The following is a 22,698-nucleotide window of genomic DNA, read 5'->3' as shown; positions in this document are numbered from 1 at the left end:
TGTTTTTACATTGTTAATGACGCGATTAACGATCAAATCCTGTCCCTTTCCTTGCGATTATTCCTAACAAGATCCTCTATGGTTAAATTGGCTTAACTAAAAATGAGGTTGCCATGAATACCTTTCGGTTATTTTTGATCGTAGGAATGTTGTTTTCATGGACGGCAGTGAGTCAGGCAGGAGTGGCCGGCGGGGTAATTCGCTTCGTCGGCTCTATCGTTGAAAGTCCTTGCACGGTCAAGATTGCAGATTCTAAGGCGAATACGCAATGTTACCGCAACGGCCAGCATTATCAGGCCCAGCAAGCGTTGTCAGGTTTTGATACTACACGCAAAGAACTTCCGCTGAATCTTGGCACAACCGAAATGAAGTGGGTAGACCAACAGAAGAAACTTGCTGTTATGACGGTCGTTTATCGTTAAGTCGTTCCGCCATGCCGGCGTAACGTTACGTCGGCATGGTTATTCTCAGCCTGCAGGCACTTCACCGCTTCACCCACTCCTTCACCGTTTCACGCGCACCGCGATCGCGCAGTGACAAATAGGCTTGCGTCACTGCGTCGGTAAACCCCCCATGCGTCGCCAGCGCTTCGCCGAACACCGGTTTGAGCGCCAGCAGCGCCGTTACGCGCCGCCGATCGTCCGGCGTGGCGGCGACAGTCTGTTGCAGCACATCTGCCAGCGGATCGCGAATGTCGATCGGCTGTCCGGCGTCATCGACGCCGCCGATGTAACGCATCCAGCCCGCCACGCCCAGCGCCAGCCCGCTATAGTCGCCGCCGTGCCGCAGATGCCAGCGCACGGCGTCCAGCAGACGCTGCGGTAGCTTCTGCGAACCGTCCATGGCGATCTGCCAGGTGAGGTGTTGCAGCGCCGGATTGCTGAAGCGCGCGATAAGCTGTGCGGCGTAGTCGGCCAGACTGATGCCGGTGACGCTCAGCGTCGGGGCCTGTTCGTCCAGCATCAATCGCAGGGCGGCGCGGCGGTAGTGCTCATCCGCCATGCACTCGTTGATATAGCGGTAGCCGCCCAGGTAGCCGAGATAAGCCAGGAACGAGTGGCTGCCGTTCAGCATGCGCAGCTTCATGTGTTCAAACGGCAGTACATCGCTGACCAACTGGGCGCCGGCCAGCTCCCACGTCGGGCGTCCGTCGACGAAGTTGTCTTCCACCACCCATTGAATGAAGGGCTCGCAGGCGATAGCGCATTCGTCGCGCACGCCGCCCAGCGCGGCGGCGATCTCATCCAGCGTAGTCGGCGTGGCGGCCGGCACGATGCGGTCCACCATGGTGCAGGGGAAGGTGGCGGCGGCGGCGATCCAATCGGCGAGCGACGGATCCCGCGCCTGCGCTAGATCGAGCACCGCCCGGCGCAGCACGTGGCCGTTCTCCGGAATATTGTCGCAGGAGAGCAGGGAAAAGGCGGGCAGGCCGCGTTCGCGCCGCAGCCGCAGCGCCTCTACCACAATGCCGGGCACGGTCTGCGGCTGATGCGGCGCCGCCAGATCGGCGACGATCCCCGGATGCTGCCAATCCAGTTGCCCGTTGCCGGGCTCGATGCAGTAGCCTTTTTCGGTGATGGTCATCGAGACGATTGCCACCTGCGGCTCTGCCAGCTTCTCCAGCACTGCGGCGATGCCCTCCAGCTTGCGGTGCAGGCTTTCATGCACCGCGCCGATCACAATGGCCTGATGGCCGTCCGCGCCTTTCTCCAGCACGCTGTACAGATGATCCTGCTGCCGCAGCGCCTCAAACAGCGGCACGCCGCCAGACAGGCTGATTTCGCAAATGCCCCAGTCGCCGCCCTGGGCGTTCAATACCCGATCCGTCAGCAGCGCCTGATGTGCGCGGTGAAACGCGCCGAAACCCAGGTGCACGATACGGCTGCGCAGGGCACGGCGATCATAGTTCGGTTGCCGGACGGTGCCCGGTAGCGGGGTGTTGGCGATCGTTTTCATCTCATCTCCAAAGCGTGTAGGACAGCTGGCGGGCCACTTGCATCAAGTTAGCGGACCAGTTTGCCGCCGTATGGGCAGGGTGGCGCCGGCGATAAAAAACTGCGACCAGTGTAGGTCTGTCGACAGGTTAAAGGAATTGGTCAGTCCAAAATAAGCCAAAATCGTGAAGTGGATCAACCAATGCGCGGTTCACTTTTGACAGCGCGTTGCGAAAGAGTACTTTAAAGGTAACTGACATCTACGTTAAACTGGTATAACAGCATCGCGATGCGAGACAGGCATAAGGACAAAACATGGAACAAACATGGCGTTGGTATGGCCCGAACGATCCGGTCTCTTTGGATGATGTGCGTCAGGCCGGGGCGACCGGAGTCGTGACGGCGCTGCATCATATCGCGAACGGCGAAGTCTGGCCGATTGATGAGATCCGCGCGCGCCAGACGTTACTGGCGGAAAAAGGACTGGTGTGGTCGGTGGTGGAGAGTGTGCCGGTGCATGAGGAAATCAAAACTCACAGCGGTGACTGGCAGCGGCATATCGCCCATTACCAGCAGACGCTGCGCAACCTGGCGGCCTGCGGCATCGATACCGTCTGCTATAACTTCATGCCGATCCTCGACTGGACGCGCACCGATCTGGCCTATTCGCTGCCAGACGGCGCCAAAGCGCTGCGTTTCGATCAGATCGCCTTCGCCGCGTTCGAGCTGCATATCCTGCAGCGCGTCGGCGCCGAGGCGGACTATACGCCGCAAGAGCGCAGTCAGGCGGCAGCCTATTTCGCCGCCATGAGCGAGGAGGAGAAAGCCACGCTGACCGGCAATATCATCGCCGGCCTGCCGGGAGCGGAAGAAGGCTATACGCTGGATCAGTTCCGCCGCCGCCTGGCGGAATACGACGGCATCGACAAGGCGCAATTGCGCGAAAACATGGCGGTCTTTCTGCGCGCCATCGTGCCGGTGGCGGAAGAGGCCGGCATCCGGCTGGCGGTGCACCCGGACGATCCGCCGCGGCCGATCCTCGGCCTGCCGCGCATCGTCTCCACGATTGAAGACATGCAGTGGCTGAAGCAGACCGTCGACAGCCTTCATAACGGTTTCACCCTGTGCACCGGTTCCTACGGCGTGCGCGCCGACAACGATCTGGTGCGGATGATTGAAACCTTCGGCGATCGCATTCACTTCACCCACCTGCGCGCCACCTACCGTGAGGAGAACCCGAAAAGCTTCCACGAGGGGGCGCACCTGCAGGGCGATGTGGACATGGTGGCGGTGATCGAAGCGATCCTGACCGAAGAGCTGCGTCGGCAACGGGCCGGCGATCGGCGGCCGATCCCGATGCGCCCCGATCATGGGCATCAGATGCTGGACGATTTGAAAAAGAAAACCAATCCGGGCTATTCGGCCATCGGGCGGTTGAAAGGGCTGGCGGAGTTGCGCGGCGTCGAGCTGGCGCTCAAGCGGCGTTTTTTCCCGGAGTTGCCGTAGCGGAAAATGAAACGGGGCCAAGACTCGGCCCCGTTGGCACCGACTAGTCGGCGCGGCTCATGTAGCGGCGTTCGGCGATATGAATGCGAATTTTGTCGCCGGCGCTGAGGTATTCCGGCACGTGGATCACCAGACCGGTCGCCATGGTGGCCGGTTTGTTGCGGGCGCTGGCGGAGGCGCCTTTGATGCCCGGCGCGGTCTCGACGATTTCCATATCTACGGTCTGGGGCAGCTCCAGCGCCAGCACCTGGCCATCCAGCGTCAGCACCTGCATGCCCGGCAGGCCGCCTTCCGGAATGAACAGCAGCTCGTCTTCGATCTGGTCTTTCTTGAAGATGTACGGCGTGTAATCTTCGTCATCCATAAACACGTATTCTTCGCCGTCGATATAGGAGAAGTTCACCTTGCGGCGCGACAGGGAAATGGTGTCCAGGATATCGTCGCCCTTGAAGCGTTCTTCCACTTTCAGGCCGGTGCGCACGTCGGAGAAGCGCATTTTGTACAGGGTGCTGGCGCCGCGGGCGCTCGGGCTCTGCACGTCGATATCTTTTACCAGCAGCAGCTTGCCGTTGTAGCTGATCGCCATGCCGCGTTTAATTTCGTTAGCTCTTGCCATTTCAATTCATCCGCAATGAAGAGTATTAGAGAAGTTGCGACAAGGTACTCGCGCCACCGATTTCAGGCAATAGCCCGGCGCAAAAACAGTGCGGGAAAGGGAGGGCGGCCGCCCTCCCGTCGGGGATTAGTGGAAGACCGGCAGCAGGCCGAAAAGCGACAGAATATGCGCGGCGGCGTTGATCAAGCCGAACAGGATGACGAACAGGATCACGCCGTTACCGCCCGGTGCGCGGTAACCCGCCTGCGGATAGCGGCGGCGGCTGGCGCGCGCCATCAGCGCCGGCACGATCACCGCCCAGATGGTGGCCGCCAGCCCGGCAAAGCCGATGGCGTACAGAAAACCGTTCGGGAACAGCAGCGCGGCCAGGGTCGGCGGCACAAAGGTCACCAGCGCGGTCTTGCTGCGCCCGACGGCGTCATCCTTGAACTTGCAGAAGTCTGCCAGGTAGTCGAACAGGCCCAGCGACACGCCGAGGAACGAGCTGGCCAGCGCCATATAAGAGAAGGCGTTCAACAGTTGGCTGACGGTCTGGCTGCTGGAGACGTTGCCCATTTGCTTGAGCAGGCTGCCGATATTGCCGCCTTCGGCGATCACCTGCTTAAAGGCGTCGCGCGCGATATTGCCCTGAATCACATACTGCCACAGGATGTAGATAGCCAATGCCAGCAGGGTGCCGTACACCAGGCTGCGCACCACGGAGCCGCTGTCCTTGTGGTAGTACTTCACCAGCCCGGGAATGTTGCCGTGGTAGCCGAACGAGGTCAGCAGGTAAGGCAACGCCGCCAGGGCGTAAGGCAGATAGCTGGCCTGGCTATCGCCGGTATTGAACAGCACCGCAGGCTGCACGTGGGTGAACATGTCGCCCACCGACATCACGAAGGTGATCACCATGCCGCCGATCAGAATGGTGCTCAGGCGGTCGACCGCGCGGGTGGAGAGCCAGACGATAAACGCCACGACCAGCGCGAAGACCAGGCCGGCGGTGGTCTGGCCGACGCCGACGATGCCCTCCAGCGTATGCGCGATAATCGAGCCGCCGGCGGAGATATAGGCGTAGGTCAGGATGTAGAGTACGAACGCCACCGACAGGCCGTTCACGGCGTTCCAGCCCTTACCCAGCAGATCCTTGACCATGGTGTTGAAGCTGGCGCCGCTCGGGTAGTGCAGCGTGGCTTCGAGGATCATCAGGCCGGAAAGCAACATGCAGGCCCAGGTATACACCAGCAGCGCGACGGAGCCGCTGAACCAGACACCGGAAGTGACGATCGGAATGGAAAACATGCCGGCGCCAACGGCGGTTCCGGCAATGATCATCGCGCCGCCGAGGACGGAAGGGCGGGCTAGCTTCTGGATGGTGTCCGTAGACATGCGTGCTCCTGATGGAAGAAGTTCTTTTGTACTAGCTCAATGGTACATGGGTGCATGGCGCATGTAAAGCGGGGGGATTGCACGTTTCACGCGTTTTTGTCTTTAAATTGCGGCTTTTTGGGCGTTTACTCGCCAGGCGGCGAATCAGGCGGGGTAAGACGGTTGCGGGACGAGTGTAAAGATCGCCAAGGCGCAGGGATTCTGCTGGCGGCCACCGCGCGCGGCTGCTATTGTCGCGCTTCTTTTCCCCAGCCCACCAGGAGTAGCGCTGATGGACTGTCGCAGCGACTGCGGCGCCTGCTGTATCGCGCCGTCAATATCCAGCCCGATCCCCGGCATGCCGAACGGCAAGCCCGCCAATACCCGCTGCATTCATCTGGATGAACAGCTGCGCTGCGGCCTGTTTCATTCGCCGCTGCGGCCGAAAGTGTGCGGCAGCCTGCAGCCGAGCCGCGATATGTGCCACGATCACCGCGATCAGGCGCTGATCTACCTCGCCAGGCTGGAAGCGGACACCGCGCCCTAAACTTCCCTCAGCTTCCACAGACACAGCGTCGCACCTGCCGCCATCGCCAGCGCGGCGTAAAATACCGCATGGTAGTTCCAGATTTCCGCCACCGCACCGGCGATGGCGCCGGCAATGACCCAGCCGACCCGAATGGTGTTGGTGAACAGCGTGGTGGCCGTGCCGGCCTGGCCGGGCATCAAATCCTGGAAGTAGAGCATGCCGATCCCCGCCAACACGCCGATAAACGCCGCATTCAGCAGCTGCAGGGCGATGAGTTGGACACTGCCGGTGATAAACAGCAGGCTGCAATAGAATAATACGCCGGCGACGGCAGCACCTAGCATCAAACAACGCTTGCCGCAGCGTTTCGCCACCAGACCGGCGATCAGCATGATCGGGATTTCCAGCCCGGCGGCGGTGCCCATCAGCACGCCGACCAGCCGCTCCGGCAGCCGCAGTTCGTGCACCATATACAGCGGCATGTTGATCAGGTACATGCTGTTGGCGGTCCACATCAAAGTGCTGGCGCCAAACAGCAGTAGCGCATCGCGGCGATGCTGGCGCGGTGCGGCCAGGGGCGCACTCGCCGCGGCAGTTTTCGGCATGGAAGGCAGCCGTTTCCACACCAGCAGGCCGCACAGCACAAAGGCCGCCGCGCCCGCCAGATACATGGCCTTGAAGCCGAAGCCCAGCGCCAGCGCGAAGGCGATCGGCGGGCCAATGACCCAGGCGAGCGAGACCTGGGCGCGCATGATGGAGGTGAACATGACCGCCTCGCGGCCGGTGCGATCGGCGTGTTCGCGCGCCAGAGCGAACATTTGCGGGTTAGCGGTGGAACCGAAGCTGGTGAGCAGTACGCCGACGAGCAGCAGCAGGTAATAGTTGCGGCTCCAGGCGAACAGCGTGAACCCCAGCGCACCCAGCATGCAACAGAGAAAAATCAGTGATTTGCGGTCGCCTTTTTTATCCGAGCGGCCGGCGAGAAACTGGCTGACCAGAATGCCGATCACCGCGCTGCCGGTAAAGAACAGCCCGACCAGCGCCGGCCGCACCTTGACCTCGGTTTCCAGAAACAGGCTCAGCGTCGGGGTTTGCAGGGCGCCGGCGATGCCGGTAAGAAACGCCACCGCCAAAAAGGCCAGCGAAGTGAGATCGGGCGCGCGTCGCGTTACTGCGGATGAAGTCGGCATGGTGGTTGAGAATTCGTCGAAAAAGGAAGGGTCGCGCGCATCATACGCCCGTTGAAATGAAACGCAAACCGCTCCTTTGCGGCGAAGGGTAAACGGATATGTCGCGCGGCGACGAGAAAAAGGGGCGCGTTGCGCCCCCTTGCTTGCCGGTAAATCAGGCGCCTTGCGGCACCGCGTGCGCGGTATTTTTCAGCGCCGGCCCCTGATATTTCTCGATCTGCAGCTGCGCCATCTGCCCGCAGTTGCCCTGCGCCAGGCTGGAAGAGCCGATGTCGAAGGTCAGGCAGTTGACGTTACCGTTCTTGCACAGCGAGCCGGGCTGCGCCGGATCGGCCGGATCGAACCAGGCGCCTTCGCTGATGCGCACCACGCCGGGCCGCACGTCTTCGCTGACCACCGCGCCCACCAGGATCTGGCCGCGATCGTTGTACGCCCGTACCAGATCGCCGCCACTGATGCCGCGCGGCTGCGCGTCCTGCGGGTGGATCAGGATCGCTTCACGATCCGCTACCGCGTATTTCTCGCGCAGCGGCGTGTTGTCGAGCTGAGAGTGCAGCCGGTTGGTCGGGTGCGCGGTATTGAGCGACAGCGGATACTTGGCCGCTTCCGGCCCGCGATACCACTCGTGCGGCGGCATCCAGGTCGGGATGCCGGGGCAATCCGCATAATGCATTTTGGCGATCGCGTCGGAGTAGATCTCGATCTTGCCCGACGGCGTGCCCAGCGGGTTCAGCAGCGGGTTGTCACGATAATCGGCGAAGCGCACCCACTGCTTATTGGCCTCGGGCACCGGGAAACGCACGTAGTTATTGGATTGCCAGAACATGTCGAACGGCGGCAGCGCCACCCGCGCGGCGCGCGCCTGGTTTTTCATGTCGTCATACATGCCTTTCAGCCACTGGGTTTCATCCTTGCCCTCGGTAAAGGCCTCCTGCACGCCCAGCCTGGCCGCCATCGCCGAGAAGATGTCGAAGTCACTGCGCGATTCGTGCTGCGGCGGCACGCATTGATGCATCGGGAACACATAGAGCTGCGAATAGTCACCCCCCATCTCCAGATCGTTGCGCTCGTAGCTGGTGGTGGCCGGCAGCACGATGTCGGCATGCTTGGCGGTGGCGGTCCAGTAAGGCTCGTTGACCACGATGGTGTCCGGCCGCTGCCAGGCTTTGACCAGGTTATTGGTGTCCTGATGCTGGTGGAAGGTGTTGCCGCCCGCCACATACACCATTTTCACCTCAGGGTAGGTGACCTTGGCACCGTTGAAGTCGATGGTTTTGCCCGGGTTGCTCAGGCATTCGGCGATGCGCGCCACCGGGATCGGCGCCGGGGAGTTCTTCGGCGCGTTGCCGGCGGAGATGCCGGCGATGATGCCGCCTTTGGCGGTCGGGCTGCCGCCGGAGGAATAGTGGTAGCTGAAGCCGAAGCCGCCGCCCGGCAGGCCGATCTGGCCGAGCATCGCCGCCACCGTCACCAGCAGCCAGTGCTGCTGTTCGCCGTGGTGCTGGCGCTGAATGCCCCAGCCGCCCATGATCATGGTGCGATGCTTCGCCATCTCGCGCGCCAGACCGCGCAGCGTGTCGGCATCGACGCCGCTGATGTCGGCCGCCCATTCGGCGGTTTTCGCCACGCCGTCGCTCTCGCCCAGCAGGTAGGCCTGGAACTTGTCGAAGCCGACGGTGTAGGTTTTCAGGAAGTCCGGGTTATGCAGCTTCTCGGTCAGCAGCGTGTGGGCGATGCCGATCAGCATGGCGCCGTCGGTATAAGGACGCGGGGCGATCCACTGCGCATTGACGAACTTGGCGCTGTCGCTGTGCACCGGATCGATGCTGATCACCCGGGTGCCTTTCTTCTTCAGCGCCTCGAAGCCGGTCTGGCCGACGTGATCCGGCACGTTCCAGCTGTTTTTCAGCGTGACCATCGGGTTGCAGCCCCACAGGATCACCAGTTCGCTGTTCTCGATCACGTTCGGCCAGGCGGTCTGCTGTTCGTAGACCTCCATCGAGCCGACCACGTGCGACATGATCACCTGCGCCGCGCCGGTGGAGTAGTCGCCGGCGTAGCCGAGGAAACCGCCGGTCAGGTTCATCAGGCGCTGCAGCAGCGTGCGGCTGTTGTGCAGCATGCCGACGCTTTTCCAGCCGTAGGAACCGGCGTAGATCGACTGCGGCCCGTGATCTTTTTGCAGGCGGGTGATCTCATTGCACACCAGCTCGGTCGCTTTGTCCCAGCTGACGCGCACCCACTCGTCACGGCCGCGCAGCTCGGTGCGGCTGCCGGGGCCGCCTTCCAGCCAGCTTTTACGTACCATCGGGTATTTGATGCGGTTCTCGGCGTGCACCTGATAAGGCGCCATGGTGATCAGCTCATTGGGATACGGATCGTCCTGCACCGGCTGCACGCCGACCATCTTGCCGTCCTGCACGATGGCCTCAAACGCGCCCCAGTGGGCGCCGGTCAGGATGCCTTTTTGCGCCTGACGCAAGACGATGAACTGCGGCAGCGCTTCGCTGATGGCCTGCGCCAGCGCCGCTTTGGGCCATAAGCCTGCCAGCAGCGGGGCGGTGGCCAGCGCGGCGGCACCGGTCAGGAAGCGGCGGCGGCTCATTGTTAACGGTTGTTGGTTGCTCATTGCGCTTCTCCCTTAAAGCTTGGCCGGTGCGGCAGTTGGCATGTCGCTGGCGTGTTTTTGTACGTATTGTGTCAGCACGCGCAGCTGTTCCTGCGTCAGCGAGGTGCGCGGCGCCATGCCTTTGATGACGCCGATCCATTGGTTGGCGTTGAAGCGATCGAGCGCGGTCAGCCCGTGGCAGCCGGTACAGTTGGCCGACATCATGTCCGCGGCGTAACGCCAGATTTTTTGCTGGTCGTCGATCAACTGTTTACGCGGCAACCACACTTGCAAAGAGACCTGATGCCAGACCAGACCGGTTTCCGCATCGGTCTGGGTGGACGCGGTCTTCAGCTGTTTGCGCGCGTCTTCGCCCAACAGCACGCTGAGGATGCGTTTGCCCTGCGCCGCGTAGAACACTTCGCTGACGCCGTCTTGCTGCCAGCCGCTCACGGTGGCCTGCACCTTGTCGCCCTCCTGTTTCACCACCTGCACTTCGGTGGACGGCATCAGGTTGCCGGCGTTATGGCTGTCGTCCGCGCCGAGGAAGAACGGTTCGGTGGCGATGGTGTAGAGGGTGGTGGCGCCCGGTGCGGTCAGCGCCGCGGCCTTGGCCAGCTCGGCGGCACCGGCCTGGGTTTCGCCGCTCATGTCAGGCAGAATGTGGGCCACGCCTTTATGGCAGTCGATGCAGGTTTCGCCCTGTTTGATCGCCACCGGGTGCTGCAGGCGCGCCTCAGGGCGCTGGGCGGTGATGTCCATGGCGTCGTAGCTGTGGCAGGAACGGCAGGTGGCCGAATCGTTTTCTTTCAGCGTCTTCCAGACCGACTGCGCCATCGCCAGCTTGTGCGCTTCGTATTTTTCCGGCGTATCGATGGTGCCGACCATCTCGCCGTAGATGTCTTTTACCGCGCGGATCTTGGTCCACAGGTAATCGATCGGCTGATGGGGGACGTGGCAGTCGGCGCACTCGGCGCGGATGCCCTTGGTGTTTTGGAAGTGGACGCTGCCCTGATATTCGGCCAGCGGTTGTTGCATGGTGTGGCAGGAAACGCAGAAGGCGGTATCGCTGGTTTTATGGAATACGGTGGCAGTCCCGGCCAACAGCGCCGCGCCGAGGATAATCCCCAGCAGCAAAAGCCATAACCATCCCCACCGGCGCTTTTTTTCAAAGCCAGTCAGTTTTTTGCTCATGGTAAACCCGCTTATAATTATGAATTTAAAATAAAATCTTGCCAAAAGGCCACCGACCGAAGGTCAGAATGCCACGTCGATTGCAGGGGTAATAATAGAAGAGGGTTAACCCCATGGGGTTATCCGTAGTCAAAAAAATGGTTTATATCGCAAAAAATAGCGTTATATTCTAATTTATATAGCGGTGGGGCGGCGCAGCACGCGCTCGCGATGGGTCAGGCCGTGGGCAGATAGGCTTGGCCGCTCAGCCACAGGCGGATCGCTGTGCGGCTGGCTTCGAAATGGGGTTCCGGTAGAGAGTCTGGCGCGCACCAACGCCATTCGGCGCATTTTTCGGGTTCTTTCAGCTCGGCTTCGCCGCCGGGGTGATCCACCTGCAGGCAGATAGACACGGTGTGTTTGCCTTCGGCGTGCCAGGTTTGCAGATTGTTGCTGACGCCAACGAAGCGCGGCGGATCGATGATCAACCCGGTTTCTTCGGCGATTTCGCGCTGGGCGCACTGCTCGAAGGTTTCACCGGCATCCAGATGTCCGCCGGGGATCGACCAAAAGGGCGCGTGGGAGCCGCAGCGTTTGCCCAACAAAATCTCACCTTGTGGGTTGACGATGATCACCCCGACGCCCGTCACTACGTTCATGCTTTTCTCCGTCAGCAAAGTTTCAGCACAGTATGTCATTTTGCCCCGGCGCTGACCAATGCGCCGATGAAAGTGTGCGTAAGCTCAAAAATCTGCAATGGCGAAAGGGAGAAAGCTTGCTTTCATCTTGCGCTGCTTACACACTCCTTGAAACGTTTCAGCGTTATCCGACCGCTTGTGGGCAGCGGGTAACGCTCCTTTTTCTCAATAAAGCTGAAACGATTCAATTCAGCAGGAGAGGAGAATCATGTTCCAGTTGTCACCGCAAGACATTCATCTGGGCGCCGCTGCCGCCGATAAGCAGGGGGCCATCCGTCAGGTGGCCGCCGCGCTGACCGAAGCCGGCTGCGTCAGCGCCGGTTACGTGGACGGCATGCTGCAGCGCGAACTGCAGACGTCCACCTACCTGGGTAACGGCATCGCCATTCCGCACGGCACCACCGATACCCGCGATCTGGTGTTGAAAACCGGCGTGCAGGTGTTCCAGTTCCCGCAGGGCATCGCGTGGGGGGAAGGCCAGACCGCCTATGTGGCGATCGGTATTGCCGCCCGTTCCGACGAGCATTTGGCGCTGCTGCGTCAGCTCACCCACGTGCTGAGCGATGACAGCGTGGCGGAGCGGCTGGCGAAAACCACCTCCGCGGAAGAGCTGCGCAGCCTGTTGATGGGCGAACGGCAGAGCGCTGAATTCCAGTTCGACGTTTCGCTGATTGCGCTCGACGTCGCGGCCGACAGCCTGATGACGCTGCAGGCGCTGAACGCCGGCCGTCTGCAAAAAATCGGGGCGGTCAACGCGCAGTTCGTCAGCGATGTCATCACCCGCAGGCCGCTGAATCTGGGGCAGGGCATTTGGCTGAGCGACAGCGTTGAAGGCAACCTGGCCAGCGCGGCCACCGTCAGCCGCCCGGCGCAGGCTTTCGTGGAAGATGGCGAGCCGGTGGCGCTGCTGCTGACGGTGTCGGTCGCCGACGCGCAGCCGCTGGCGGTGCTCAACTACCTCAGCGATCTGCTGCTGGCCAACAAAGCTGAACGCTTGCTGAAGGCGGATGCCGCCGGGGTGCTGGCGCTGTTGACCAGCGACGTGGCGGAAGAGAGCAGCGTGCTGAGCGCCGAATTCGTGATCCGCAACGAGCATGGCCTGCACGCGCGGCCGGGCACGGCGCTGGTCAACGTGATCAAAAGTTTCAACAGTGACATCACCGTCACCAACCTGGACGGCAGCGGCAAGCCGGCCAACGGGCGCAGCCTGATGAAGGTGGTGGCGTTGGGCGTGAAGAAAGGGCATCACCTGCGCTTTACCGCCAATGGAGAAGATGCTGAAGCCGCGCTGAAGGCGATTGGCGAAGCGATTAATGAAGGACTGGGCGAGGGCGCAGCATGAGCAGAAGAGTAGCAACAATCACCCTGAACCCGGCGTACGATCTGGTGGGTTTCTGCCCGCAGATCGAGCGCGGGGAAGTCAACCGGGTAAAAACCGCCGGCCTGCACGCCGCCGGTAAGGGCATTAACGTCGCCAAAGTGTTGAAGGATTTAGGCATCGACGTCACCGTCGGCGGCTTCCTGGGCAAAGACAATCAGGACGGTTTCCAACTGCTGTTCAGCGATCTGGGGATCGCCAATCGCTTTCAGGTGGTGCCGGGCCGCACCCGCATCAACGTCAAGCTGACGGAAAAAGACGGCGAGGTGACCGATTTCAACTTCTCCGGCTTTGAAGTGACATCACAGGACTGGGATCGCTTCGTCAGCGACTCGCTGAGCTGGCTGGGCCAGTTCGACATGGTGGCGGTGAGCGGCAGTCTGCCGGCCGGTGTCGATCCCGACGCCTTTACCGACTGGATGACCCAGCTGCGCGCCAAGTGCCCGTGCATCATTTTCGACAGCAGCCGCGAAGCGCTGGTCGCCGGGCTGAAGGCCTCGCCGTGGCTGGTGAAGCCGAACCGCCGCGAGCTGGAAATCTGGGCCGGTCGCCCGCTGCCGACGCTGGCGGACGTGGTCGAGGCCGCGCATGCGCTGCGTGAACAGGGCATCGCCCACGTGGTCATCTCCCTCGGCGCGGAAGGCGCGCTGTGGGTTAACGCCTCCGGCGCCTGGATCGCCAAACCGCCGTCCTGTGAGGTGGTCAGCACCGTGGGCGCCGGCGATTCGATGGTCGGTGGCCTGATTTACGGCCTGCTGATGCGCGAATCCAGCGAACACACTCTGCGTCTGGCCACGGCGGTAGCGGCGCTGGCGGTCAGCCAAAGCAACGTCGGCGTGACCGATCGTCCCCAGTTGGCCGCGATGATGGCGCGCGTCGATCTGAAACCTTTCAATCAATAGCAGGAGGCAGAATGAAAACGCTGCTGATGGTAGACAGTTCGCTGGGGCAGGCCCGTGGCCACCTGGCGAAACGCATGCTGGAGGCCGCCGCGGCCAAAACTGGCCTGACGCTGGTCGAGTCACTGCAGGACGCCGAACTGGTGGTGGTGGCGGGGCAGGCTGCTCCTGCTGACGCCGGGCTGAACGGCAAATTGGTGTATGTGGGCGATGTCGAACAGGCGGTGCGGGAACCGGACGCTTTTCTGGCGCGTGCCCAGGCCGAAGCTGAAACCTATCAGGTGCCGCAGGCGGCGGCACCGGTGAAAGCCAATGGGCAAAAACGCATCGTGGCGATCACCGCTTGCCCAACCGGCGTGGCGCATACCTTTATGGCGGCCGAAGCCATTGAAAGCGAAGCCAAGAAACGCGGCTGGTGGGTGAAGGTGGAAACGCGCGGTTCCGTCGGCGCCGGCAACGCCATCACCCCGGAAGAAGTGGCGGCGGCGGATCTGGTGATCGTCGCGGCGGACATCGAAGTGGATCTGGACAAGTTTGCCGGTAAGCCGATGTATCGTACTTCCACGGGTCTGGCGCTGAAGAAAACCGCGCAGGAACTGGACAAGGCGCAGGCCGAGGCGGAGGTGTTCCAGCCGCAGCAGCGCGGTAGCGCGGCGCCGGCGGCGAAAAAGAAAGAGGGCAGCGGCCCGTATCGCCACCTGCTGACCGGCGTGTCCTACATGCTGCCGATGGTGGTGGCCGGCGGTCTGTGCATCGCGCTGTCGTTCGTGTTCGGCATCAAGGCGTTTGAAGTCAAAGGCACGTTGGCGGCGGCGCTGATGCAGATCGGCGGCGGCTCCGCCTTTGCGCTGATGGTGCCGGTGTTGGCCGGTTTTATCGCCTTCTCCATCGCGGATCGTCCGGGCCTGACGCCGGGCCTGATCGGCGGCATGCTGGCGGTGAGCACCGGCGCCGGGTTCCTCGGCGGCATCATCGCCGGCTTCCTGGCGGGTTATGTCGCCAAGGCGATCAGCAGCAAGCTGCGCCTGCCGCAAAGTATGGAAGCGCTGAAGCCCATCTTGATCATTCCGCTGGTCGCCAGCCTGATCACCGGCCTCATCATGATTTACGTGGTCGGCACGCCGGTGGCGAAAATCATGGAAGGTCTGACCCATTGGCTGCAATCGCTGGGCACCGCCAACGCCGTACTGCTGGGGGCAATCCTCGGCGGCATGATGTGTACCGACATGGGCGGCCCGGTGAACAAAGCGGCCTACGCGTTTGGCGTGGCGCTGCTCAGCTCTTCGGTGTATGCGCCGATGGCGGCGATCATGGCGGCGGGCATGGTGCCACCGCTGGCGATGGGTCTGGCGACACTGCTGGCGCGCCGCAAGTTCCCGAAATCCGAACAGGAAGGCGGCAAGGCGGCGTTGGTGCTGGGGCTGTGCTTCATCACCGAAGGGGCGATTCCGTTCGCCGCCCGCGACCCGATGCGCGTGTTGCCGTGCTGCATCGCCGGCGGGGCGCTGACCGGCGCGCTGTCGATGGCCTTCGGCGCCAAACTGATGGCACCGCACGGCGGGCTGTTCGTGCTGCTGATCCCGGGCGCGATTTCGCCGGTGTTGCTGTACCTGGTGGCGATCGCCGCCGGTACGCTGCTGGCGGGCGTAGCTTATGCCCTGCTGAAACGTGCTGAAGTACCGGTTACCGCCGCGGCGTAAGCCTCGCGATACCGCAAAACGCGCAGCCCCGAGCTGCGCGTTTTTGTTTGTGCCTTAGGCAGTTAGCACGATTTACCCCTGGTCAGAAACCACAACGCTTTCTAAGCTGATAGCGCGACTTTGTTCCTGCGAACAAGCAATGACTCAAGGAGATTCATCCGTGGCTAAAAAAGTGGCGATCGTACTCACACCCGGTTTCGCCGATTGGGAATACGCGCTGATTGCCGGCGTTGGCGGCCCGTTTTATGGGCTGGAGGTGGCGTTTTTTGCGCCGCAGGCCGGAACGCTTCGCTCACAGGGCGGGCTGACGGTCGAGGTTGAAAAAAGCGTGGCCGAACTGGCGGATTGGCGCCCCGAGGTGCTGGTGGTGGTCGGCGGCACCCTGTGGGAAACCGAACGGGCGCCGGATATCCGCGCGTTGCTCAACGAGCAGTCTCAACGCGGCGCGACTCTGGCGGGCATTTGCGGCGGGACGTTGGCGTTGGCGCGGGCTGGCCTGTTGAACGGCAGGGCGCATACCTCCAACGCTGCCGAGTTCTTGACGGGCAATGTTGAGGGCTACAGCGGGCAGCGCCATTACGTTGCGAGCGCCGCCGCCGTCGTGGATGACCGTGTCATTACGGCACCAGGCTCGGCGCCGGTCAGCTTTACCACCGCGGTGTTTAGGGCGGCGGGCCTGGATGAAGAAACGCTGCGCCAGTTCAGCGCCATGCTGGCGGCGGAGCACACGGTGGGGGAAACCGCTCGCGCATAGGCGAGCGGCCAAGGGAGGGTTACTGCTGTGCTTTCAGCCAGGCGATCTCTTCCGCCCAGATATCCGGGTTTACCGTTTCCAGAATCAGCGGAATATTGTCGAAGCGCGGATCGCGCATGATGTAGCTGAACACCGTTTTGCCGATGTTGCCTTCCCCCAGGCTGTGGTGGCGGTCGACGCGGCTGTTGAACTCGCTCTTGGCGTCATTCAGGTGCATGCCGCGCAGGTAGTTGAAGCCGACGATGTCGCCCAACTGCTTGAAGGTGTGCTCGCAGTCTTCTTCGGTACGCAGATCGTACCCGGCGGCGAAGGCGTGGCAGGTGTCGATGCAAACGCCGACGCGGCTCTTATCTTCCACGCCGTCGATGATCGCCGCCAGATGTTCGAATTTGAAGCCCAGGTTGCTGCCCTGGCCGGCGGTGTTCTCGATCACCGCCGTCACGCCGGCGGTTTTATCCAGCGCGATGTTGATCGATTCGGCGATGCGCGCCAGGCACTTGTCTTCATCGATTTGCAGCAGGTGGCTGCCGGGATGGAAGTTCAGCAGCGTCAGCCCCAGCTGTTCGCAGCGCTGCAGTTCGTCGATAAACGCCTCGCGCGATTTTTCCAACGCCTCGGCCACCGGGTGGCCCAGATTGATCAGGTAGCTGTCGTGCGGCAGGATCTGCCCCGGCCCGAAGCCGTACTGGGCACATGCGCTCTTGAACTTATCGATCACGTCGGCGGCCAGCGGTGCGGCCTTCCATTGACGCTGATTTTTGGTGAACAGGGCGAACGCGGTCGCCTCCAATTCGTGCGCGCGGATAACCGCCTGATCCACGCCGCCTGACGCGCTGACATGTGCACCGACAAACTTCATCTTCATTCTCCTGTGTTATCGGTGACATTATGGCATTGATGGCGGGCGGATTGAATGGCGAAAAGCGGCGGCCCGCCGAAGCGGACCGCCGAGGGGGATTACAGCAGGTGTTGCACCAGTTGGTTTATCGCGCCGCCGCCGACCAGCAGCCAGACGAACAGCAGCGTCGCCAGCAGAATCGGTTTCATCCCGGCCTGGCGCACGGCGCTGATGTGGGTGGTCAACCCCAGCGCCGCCATCGCCATCGCCAGCATCCAGGTGTCGGCGGTGATCAGATGGCGCACCAGCGTGGCCGGCAGCAGGTTGAAGGAGTTCAGCCCGGCGACGGCGATAAACAGCACGGCGAACCACGGAATGGTGATGGCGGATTTTTCCGCCTTGCCTGCGCTGCCGCGGCTGATGTAGCCCGACAGCAGCAGCAGGAACGGCGCCAGCATCATCACGCGGATCATCTTGGCGATCACCGCCGCATTTTCGGCGTCCGGCCCGATGGCGTGCCCGGCGGCGACCACCTGAGCCACTTCGTGGATGGTGGAGCCGGCGTAAATGCCGAAGGTTTCCTGGCTGAACGGCAGCCACTGGAAGTGTTCATTCAACTGATACAGCCAGGGATAAACGAAAATAGCCAGGGTGCCGAATACCACCACGGTCGAGACCGCTACCGCCACTTTGCTGGAATCGGCCTTCAGCACCGGCTCGGTGGCCATCACCGCCGCCGCGCCGCAAATGCTGCTACCGGCGCCGATCAGTATCGCGGTCTGGCTGTCGATGCCGAACACTTTCTTGCCGAGCCAGCAGGCCAGCAGGAAAGTGGTGATCAGGGTCAGTGCGTCGATGATGATGCCGCTGGCGCCGACGTCGGCGATCTGCTGAAAGGTCAGCCGGAAGCCGTAAAGGATAATCCCCAGACGCAGCAGCCGCTGTTTGGCCAGCTGTACGCCGCTGTGACAAACGGTTTGCCAGTGGGGGTACAGCGTGTTGCCCACCAGAATGCCGAGCAGGATCGCCAGCGTCAGCGCCCCCAGCCCCAGCTCCGCCACCCAGGGAATATCGCCGGCCCAGACGGCCAACGCGGTGAGCGCGCCGGTCAGCGCCAGCCCCGGCACCAGCCGTGGCAGGCCAAACAGCGGAAAGCGTCGCTCGGGATAGGTGTGAGTGGTATCAGTCGCCATAAAAGTCAGTCCTTCAGTCTGTTTCTTGCTGCTAAGAGTACGTTTGGGCTGAATAAAAGAGAAATTGATTATATATTTATAACCTATCTGAATAAGTGGTATGGGATCAGGCATTGGCATAACGCCGCATTGCGGCTAGGGTGTGGAGGAGCGGCGAGCCGCCGTCAACTTTCCAACTAACAGGAGCAGGCGATGGATACCGACGATCAACGCAGAGAGCAGGTAGATCAGGAAGTGGGGCGCGCGGTGCGGCGGTTGATTGAAGAAAACAAGGCGATCGACCGCGATCATCTCGTTGCGATGCTGCAATTGATACTGCGGGACGAAGCCGGCACGCCGCGCGAGCCGGTGCTGGCCGCGGCGGCGCAGCTGGTCGCGTTGGGTAAATAGCGCGCCGATCTGGCCGCAAACAGGGTAGCCTGGCCGGGCTGCCCACATCACCATGTTGGGTTCTCTGGCAGAACCTTCTTTCAATACCGGGACGGCTATGCATATCACGTTGCGTCAACTGGAAGTTTTCACCGAAGTGCTGAAAAGCGGTTCGACCACTCAGGCCTCGGTGGTGCTGGCGCTGTCGCAGTCGGCGGTCAGCGCGGCGCTGGCGGATCTGGAGGGGCAGCTGGGCGTGCAGCTGTTCGATCGCGTCGGCAAACGGCTGGTGATCAACGAGCACGGCCGGTTGCTGTATCCCAAGGCGCTGGCGCTGTTGGAACAGGCGGGGGAGATAGAGCAGCTGTTCCGCCATGACGGCGGGGCGCTGCGCATCGCCGCCAGCAGCACCATCGGCAACTACATGCTGCCGGAGATGATCGCCCGTTACCGTCGGGATTTTCCGGCCACGCCGCTGGAGCTGAACGTTGGCAACAGCCAGGACGTGATCGTAGCGGTGGCGGATTTTCGCGTCGATTTGGGGCTGATCGAAGGGCCTTGCCATATGCCGGAGCTGGTGACGCAGCCGTGGCTGGAGGACGAGCTGGTGGTGTTTGCCGCGCCGGACAATCCCTTGACCCACCAACCGCCGACGCTGGAGGCGCTGGCCAATGCGCCTTGGATCCTGCGCGAGCGTGGTTCGGGCACCCGCGAGGTGCTGGATCATCTGCTGTTGGCGCACCTGCCGCACTTCCAGCTGGTGATGGAACTCGGCAACTCGGAGGCGATCAAGCACGCGGTGCGGCACGGTATCGGCATCAGCTGCCTGTCGCGGCGCGTGGTGGCAGAACAGCTGGCCAGCGGCGCACTGGTAGAACTGCCGGTGCCGCTGCCGCCGCTGCGGCGCACCCTGTACCTGATCCGCCATCGGCAAAAGCACATTTCCAACGCCTTGCAGCGTTTTCTCAGCTATTGCGCGCTGTAATCGACAGCGCGTCACGTCCTCTGCTGCTGCGCAGGCCGAAGAAAGCATAAAAACCTGCGCGCGCTCACATTAATGAGAGTAAGTAAGGCCATAAGGGCCGCGGCTAATAATTGCCTCTGAATTATGAAGCTATCTTATATCAGTGCAATGTTGCTAGTTCACCGGCGGGTATTTGTTACAATCCGCCCTCATTTTTTCAAAGAGCAGATAGGGTACGAATGGCTCAGCAGGATATAAAAACATCGGGGCAGCAAGCACCCGGATTGCGCCGCGAGCTGAAAGCCCGGCATTTGACCATGATCGCCATCGGCGGCTCCATCGGCACCGGCCTGTTTGTGGCCTCGGGGGCCACGGTTTCTCAGGCGGGCCCCGGCGGGGCGCTGCTGTCTTACGCTCTGATCGGTTTGATGGTGTACTTCCTGATGACCAGCCTGGGCGAACTGGCGGCCTTTATGCCAGTCTCCGGTTCATTCTCCACTTACGGCGCCAAATACGTGGAAGAAGGCTTCGGCTTCGCGCTGGGCTGGAACTATTGGTACAACTGGGCGGTGACCATCGCCGTTGACCTGGTGGCCTCGCAGTTGGTAATGAACTACTGGTTCCCGGACACCCCTGGTTGGATCTGGAGCGCCCTGTTCCTCGGCCTGATGTTCCTGCTGAACTACATTTCGGTGAAAGGGTTCGGCGAGGCGGAATACTGGTTCGCGTTAATCAAGGTCAGCACGGTGATTATCTTCATCGCCGTCGGTGTGCTGATGATCGTCGGCATTCTGAAGGGCGGCGAGCATGCCGGCTGGCAGAACTGGACGGTAGGAGACGCGCCGTTTGCCGGCGGCTTCTCGGCGATGATCGGCGTGGCCATGATCGTCGGCTTCTCGTTCCAGGGCACCGAGCTCATCGGTATCGCGGCCGGCGAATCGGAGAATCCGGGTAAAAACATCCCACGCGCAGTGCGTCAGGTGTTCTGGCGTATCCTGCTGTTCTATATCTTCGCCATTCTGATCATCAGCCTGATCATTCCGTACACCGATCCGAGCCTGCTGCGCAACGACGTGAAAGACATCAGCGTCAGCCCGTTCACCCTGGTGTTCCAGCATGCCGGCCTGCTGTCGGCGGCGGCGGTGATGAACGCGGTGATCCTGACGGCGGTGCTGTCGGCCGGTAACTCGGGCATGTACGCATCGACCCGCATGTTGTACACCCTGGCGTCGGAAGGCAAGGCGCCGCGCATTTTCGCCAAGTTGTCGAAAGGCGGCGTGCCGCGTAACGCGCTGTATGCGACCTGCGTGGTGGCTGGCCTGTGCTTCCTGACGTCAATGTTCGGCAACCAGTCGGTTTACCTGTGGCTGCTGAATACCTCGGGCATGACCGGTTTCATCGCCTGGTTGGGCATCGCCATCAGCCACTACCGTTTCCGTCGCGGTTACATGCTGCAGGGGCGCGATCTGAACGATTTGCCGTACCGTTCCGGGTTCTTCCCTCTGGGGCCGATCTTCGCCTTCGTGCTGTGCCTGATCATTACCCTGGGGCAGAACTACCAGGCCTTCCTGCAAGATAAGATCGACTGGTACGGCGTGACCGCGACCTACATCGGCATTCCACTGTTCCTGCTGATCTGGTTCGGTTACAAGCTGTCGCAAGGCACCCGTGTCGTGAAGTACAGCGAAATGGAATTCCCGAAGATGGACGTGAAGTAATTTTCGGTGAGTGATACGCGGCGGGGGTTCCCGCCGCGTTTGGCTTTACTTTTTCCCGCCTTTGGCTTCCGCCAGCGCCTGCTGCGCCGAACTCATCAAATCTTCCACCGTCGCATAATGCTGCGTCAGCGCCACAATGCCAGCGTTGAGCTGCATGTTCACCTCGCCGAACGCGCCAAAATCGTAAGGTGCCTCCAGCGGCGGCACGATGCGCGCCAGGAACTCGCTTTCCGCGCCGTAGGGCAGATCGTGCACCAGAATCAAAAACAGGCCGCCGGTATAGCGGCAGACGTAGTCGCTCGGGCGGATCAGCGTCTTGAGACGCTCGCCGACGGTGCGCAGTACGTCGTCGCCGATCTGGACGCCGTGGCTTTGGTAGAGCGCCGCCAGCGGACCAAACTCAAGAATGAACAGGTGAGAGATCGTCTGTGCCGCTGCGGGGCGGCAGATGCTGCGCATCACCACCTCGCCGCCCGCGCGGTTGAGGAAGCCGGTCAGGCGATCGCGGTGCGACGCCTGCTGCTTCTCCCAGGCCAGCGTGACGTGCTGCACCAGTTGGCGGTGGTAGCGTGCGATCATGCCATGGGCCAGCACCAGCCACAGCGGCGCGAGGTCCGCCAGGACAAACAGATTTTGCACGCGCGACAGCGGTGCTGCCAGCAGGTAAGGCAGCGTCAGCGCGATCACCTCAAGCAGCGCGAAGCGTGGCGCGGCGGCGTGGCGCTGCATCAGCCAGCAGGCCAGAGCGGTGATGGTGAGGCCGGCGAAAAGTATTAAAACGAAGCGGCCCGACAGCATCGCCAGCGCGGCGCTGGCGCCGACCAGCAGCGTCCACAGCAACACCGTCACCAGCATGGCGTCCGGCCAGGCGGGTTGACGCCGGCGCGCCAGCCAGGCTCGCCCGGCGGTCAACAGCAGCAACAGCAGCAGCAGGCCGATACCGACCAGCGGTCGGTTCAGCCAGGCGTACCCCACCAACAGCGCGACCGGCCCTGCGGCATTCAGCCAGGGAGTGAGAGGAGAGGGCGTCAGCGTGAGACGCAGCTGGCGTTGAAACGGCTCGTCATCGGCCTGCAGCGGGCTGTATAACAGCCAGTTCAGCAGCGCCGGGCGTTTGGGCGTTGTCGCCGGAGATGGACTTCTCATTACAGCCTCGTCAATAAGGCCGCTCTTGCGGCGGCCTGAAGGTTTTTTGCACGCGCGGTGCTGTGGCTTTGGATTCTATGTGGTTTTGCCGTTATTTGTCAGAGTCTGGTCGGATCAGGGATCACTTTCAGAATA

The 22,698-nt window shown here is 61.9% G+C and carries 20 protein-coding genes; 10 read left to right on the top strand and 10 right to left on the bottom strand.

Going from position 1 to position 22,698, the window contains the following annotated elements:
* Window positions 1–113: 113 nt before the first annotated feature.
* A complete protein-coding gene (locus ACSJLU_RS16735) occupies window positions 114–422 on the top strand; it encodes a type 1 fimbrial protein (protein WP_004935734.1) in 309 nt (102 codons plus the stop codon).
* Between the two features lie 61 nt (window positions 423–483).
* Here the strand turns inward: ACSJLU_RS16735 and ACSJLU_RS16730 are convergent, their stop codons facing one another.
* Complete coding sequence (locus ACSJLU_RS16730; protein ID WP_380824561.1) at window positions 484–1,956, bottom strand: mannitol dehydrogenase family protein; 1,473 nt, start codon at window positions 1,954–1,956, stop codon at window positions 484–486.
* Between the two features lie 293 nt (window positions 1,957–2,249).
* On the opposite strand from ACSJLU_RS16730, the gene uxuA reads away from it, so the two are divergent.
* Entirely contained in the window at window positions 2,250–3,440 is a 1,191-nt protein-coding gene (uxuA, locus tag ACSJLU_RS16725) for a mannonate dehydratase (protein ID WP_380824563.1), read from the top strand.
* Between the two features lie 43 nt (window positions 3,441–3,483).
* On the opposite strand, the gene yeiP is transcribed toward uxuA, so the two are convergent.
* Both yeiP and mtr read right to left on the bottom strand, forming a co-directional pair.
* On the bottom strand, window positions 3,484–4,056 hold the full coding sequence (gene yeiP, locus ACSJLU_RS16720; protein ID WP_004935725.1) for an elongation factor P-like protein YeiP: 573 nt from the start codon (window positions 4,054–4,056) through the stop codon (window positions 3,484–3,486).
* A gap of 126 nt (window positions 4,057–4,182) precedes the next feature.
* On the bottom strand, window positions 4,183–5,427 hold the full coding sequence (gene mtr, locus ACSJLU_RS16715; RefSeq protein ID WP_089181135.1) for a tryptophan permease: 1,245 nt from the start codon (window positions 5,425–5,427) through the stop codon (window positions 4,183–4,185).
* Between the two features lie 271 nt (window positions 5,428–5,698).
* Between mtr and ACSJLU_RS16710 the strand changes: the two genes are divergently transcribed.
* Window positions 5,699–5,953, top strand: a complete 255-nt coding sequence (locus ACSJLU_RS16710) for a YkgJ family cysteine cluster protein (protein ID WP_019453627.1) — start codon at window positions 5,699–5,701, stop codon at window positions 5,951–5,953.
* Here the strand turns inward: ACSJLU_RS16710 and ACSJLU_RS16705 are convergent.
* The 4 genes from ACSJLU_RS16705 to ACSJLU_RS16690 form a co-directional block, all read right to left on the bottom strand.
* Window positions 5,950–7,125 carry a sugar efflux transporter gene (locus tag ACSJLU_RS16705; RefSeq protein WP_099817474.1) on the bottom strand — a complete coding sequence of 392 codons (1,176 nt, stop codon included), beginning with the start codon at window positions 7,123–7,125 and terminating at the stop codon, window positions 5,950–5,952. The two genes, ACSJLU_RS16710 and ACSJLU_RS16705, sit on opposite strands and share 4 nt — an antisense overlap.
* 154 nt (window positions 7,126–7,279) lie before the next feature.
* Window positions 7,280–9,754: a trimethylamine-N-oxide reductase TorA gene (gene torA / locus ACSJLU_RS16700; RefSeq protein WP_197780995.1), complete on the bottom strand. Its 2,475-nt coding sequence runs from the start codon at window positions 9,752–9,754 to the stop codon at window positions 7,280–7,282.
* A gap of 12 nt (window positions 9,755–9,766) precedes the next feature.
* On the bottom strand, window positions 9,767–10,927 hold the full coding sequence (locus ACSJLU_RS16695; RefSeq protein WP_334273805.1) for a NapC/NirT family cytochrome c: 1,161 nt from the start codon (window positions 10,925–10,927) through the stop codon (window positions 9,767–9,769).
* Between the two features lie 215 nt (window positions 10,928–11,142).
* The gene (locus tag ACSJLU_RS16690; RefSeq protein ID WP_043136420.1) at window positions 11,143–11,565 is read right to left on the bottom strand and encodes a nucleotide triphosphate diphosphatase NUDT15; all 423 of its coding nucleotides are present in this window, start codon (window positions 11,563–11,565) and stop codon (window positions 11,143–11,145) included.
* Between the two features lie 247 nt (window positions 11,566–11,812).
* On the opposite strand from ACSJLU_RS16690, the gene fruB reads away from it, so the two are divergent.
* The 4 genes from fruB (at window position 11,813) to ACSJLU_RS16670 (ending at window position 16,335) form a co-directional block, all read left to right on the top strand.
* Window positions 11,813–12,946, top strand: coding sequence for a fused PTS fructose transporter subunit IIA/HPr protein (gene fruB / locus ACSJLU_RS16685; protein WP_049294865.1), 1,134 nt, complete (start codon window positions 11,813–11,815; stop codon window positions 12,944–12,946).
* Entirely contained in the window at window positions 12,943–13,884 is a 942-nt protein-coding gene (fruK, locus tag ACSJLU_RS16680) for a 1-phosphofructokinase (RefSeq protein ID WP_043136417.1), read from the top strand. The genes fruB and fruK overlap by 4 nt, the downstream gene beginning before the upstream one ends.
* An 11-nt stretch (window positions 13,885–13,895) precedes the next feature.
* On the top strand, window positions 13,896–15,581 hold the full coding sequence (gene fruA, locus ACSJLU_RS16675; RefSeq protein ID WP_197835094.1) for a PTS fructose transporter subunit IIBC: 1,686 nt from the start codon (window positions 13,896–13,898) through the stop codon (window positions 15,579–15,581).
* Between the two features lie 160 nt (window positions 15,582–15,741).
* Window positions 15,742–16,335 (top strand): DJ-1/PfpI family protein, encoded by a 594-nt coding sequence (locus ACSJLU_RS16670; protein ID WP_025303540.1) that lies wholly within the window; start codon window positions 15,742–15,744, stop codon window positions 16,333–16,335.
* 19 nt (window positions 16,336–16,354) lie between these two features.
* On the opposite strand, the gene nfo is transcribed toward ACSJLU_RS16670, so the two are convergent.
* Both nfo and ACSJLU_RS16660 read right to left on the bottom strand, forming a co-directional pair.
* Window positions 16,355–17,194, bottom strand: a complete 840-nt coding sequence (gene nfo / locus ACSJLU_RS16665; protein WP_049205268.1) for a deoxyribonuclease IV — start codon at window positions 17,192–17,194, stop codon at window positions 16,355–16,357.
* Between the two features lie 98 nt (window positions 17,195–17,292).
* A complete protein-coding gene (locus ACSJLU_RS16660) occupies window positions 17,293–18,366 on the bottom strand; it encodes a YeiH family putative sulfate export transporter (protein WP_049205269.1) in 1,074 nt (357 codons plus the stop codon).
* A 192-nt stretch (window positions 18,367–18,558) separates the two neighbouring features.
* Between ACSJLU_RS16660 and ACSJLU_RS16655 the strand changes: the two genes are divergently transcribed.
* From ACSJLU_RS16655 to ACSJLU_RS16645, 3 genes are all read left to right on the top strand, one after another.
* Complete coding sequence (locus ACSJLU_RS16655; RefSeq protein ID WP_043136401.1) at window positions 18,559–18,756, top strand: hypothetical protein; 198 nt, start codon at window positions 18,559–18,561, stop codon at window positions 18,754–18,756.
* 97 nt (window positions 18,757–18,853) lie between these two features.
* Window positions 18,854–19,720, top strand: coding sequence for a DNA-binding transcriptional regulator YeiE (gene yieE / locus ACSJLU_RS16650; RefSeq protein ID WP_025303536.1), 867 nt, complete (start codon window positions 18,854–18,856; stop codon window positions 19,718–19,720).
* Between the two features lie 218 nt (window positions 19,721–19,938).
* On the top strand, window positions 19,939–21,417 hold the full coding sequence (locus ACSJLU_RS16645; RefSeq protein WP_025303535.1) for an amino acid permease: 1,479 nt from the start codon (window positions 19,939–19,941) through the stop codon (window positions 21,415–21,417).
* Between the two features lie 45 nt (window positions 21,418–21,462).
* On the opposite strand, the gene ACSJLU_RS16640 is transcribed toward ACSJLU_RS16645, so the two are convergent.
* Window positions 21,463–22,563 carry a GGDEF domain-containing protein gene (locus ACSJLU_RS16640; RefSeq protein WP_049294860.1) on the bottom strand — a complete coding sequence of 367 codons (1,101 nt, stop codon included), beginning with the start codon at window positions 22,561–22,563 and terminating at the stop codon, window positions 21,463–21,465.
* Window positions 22,564–22,698: the final 135 nt, after the last annotated feature.

Origin of the sequence: Serratia bockelmannii (genome assembly GCF_051803255.1) — a bacterium.
In the GTDB taxonomy this organism is placed as follows: domain Bacteria; phylum Pseudomonadota; class Gammaproteobacteria; order Enterobacterales; family Enterobacteriaceae; genus Serratia; species Serratia bockelmannii.
The sequence above is the reverse complement of the archived record's forward strand: the minus strand, read 5'-3'. Positions and strand labels throughout refer to the sequence as shown.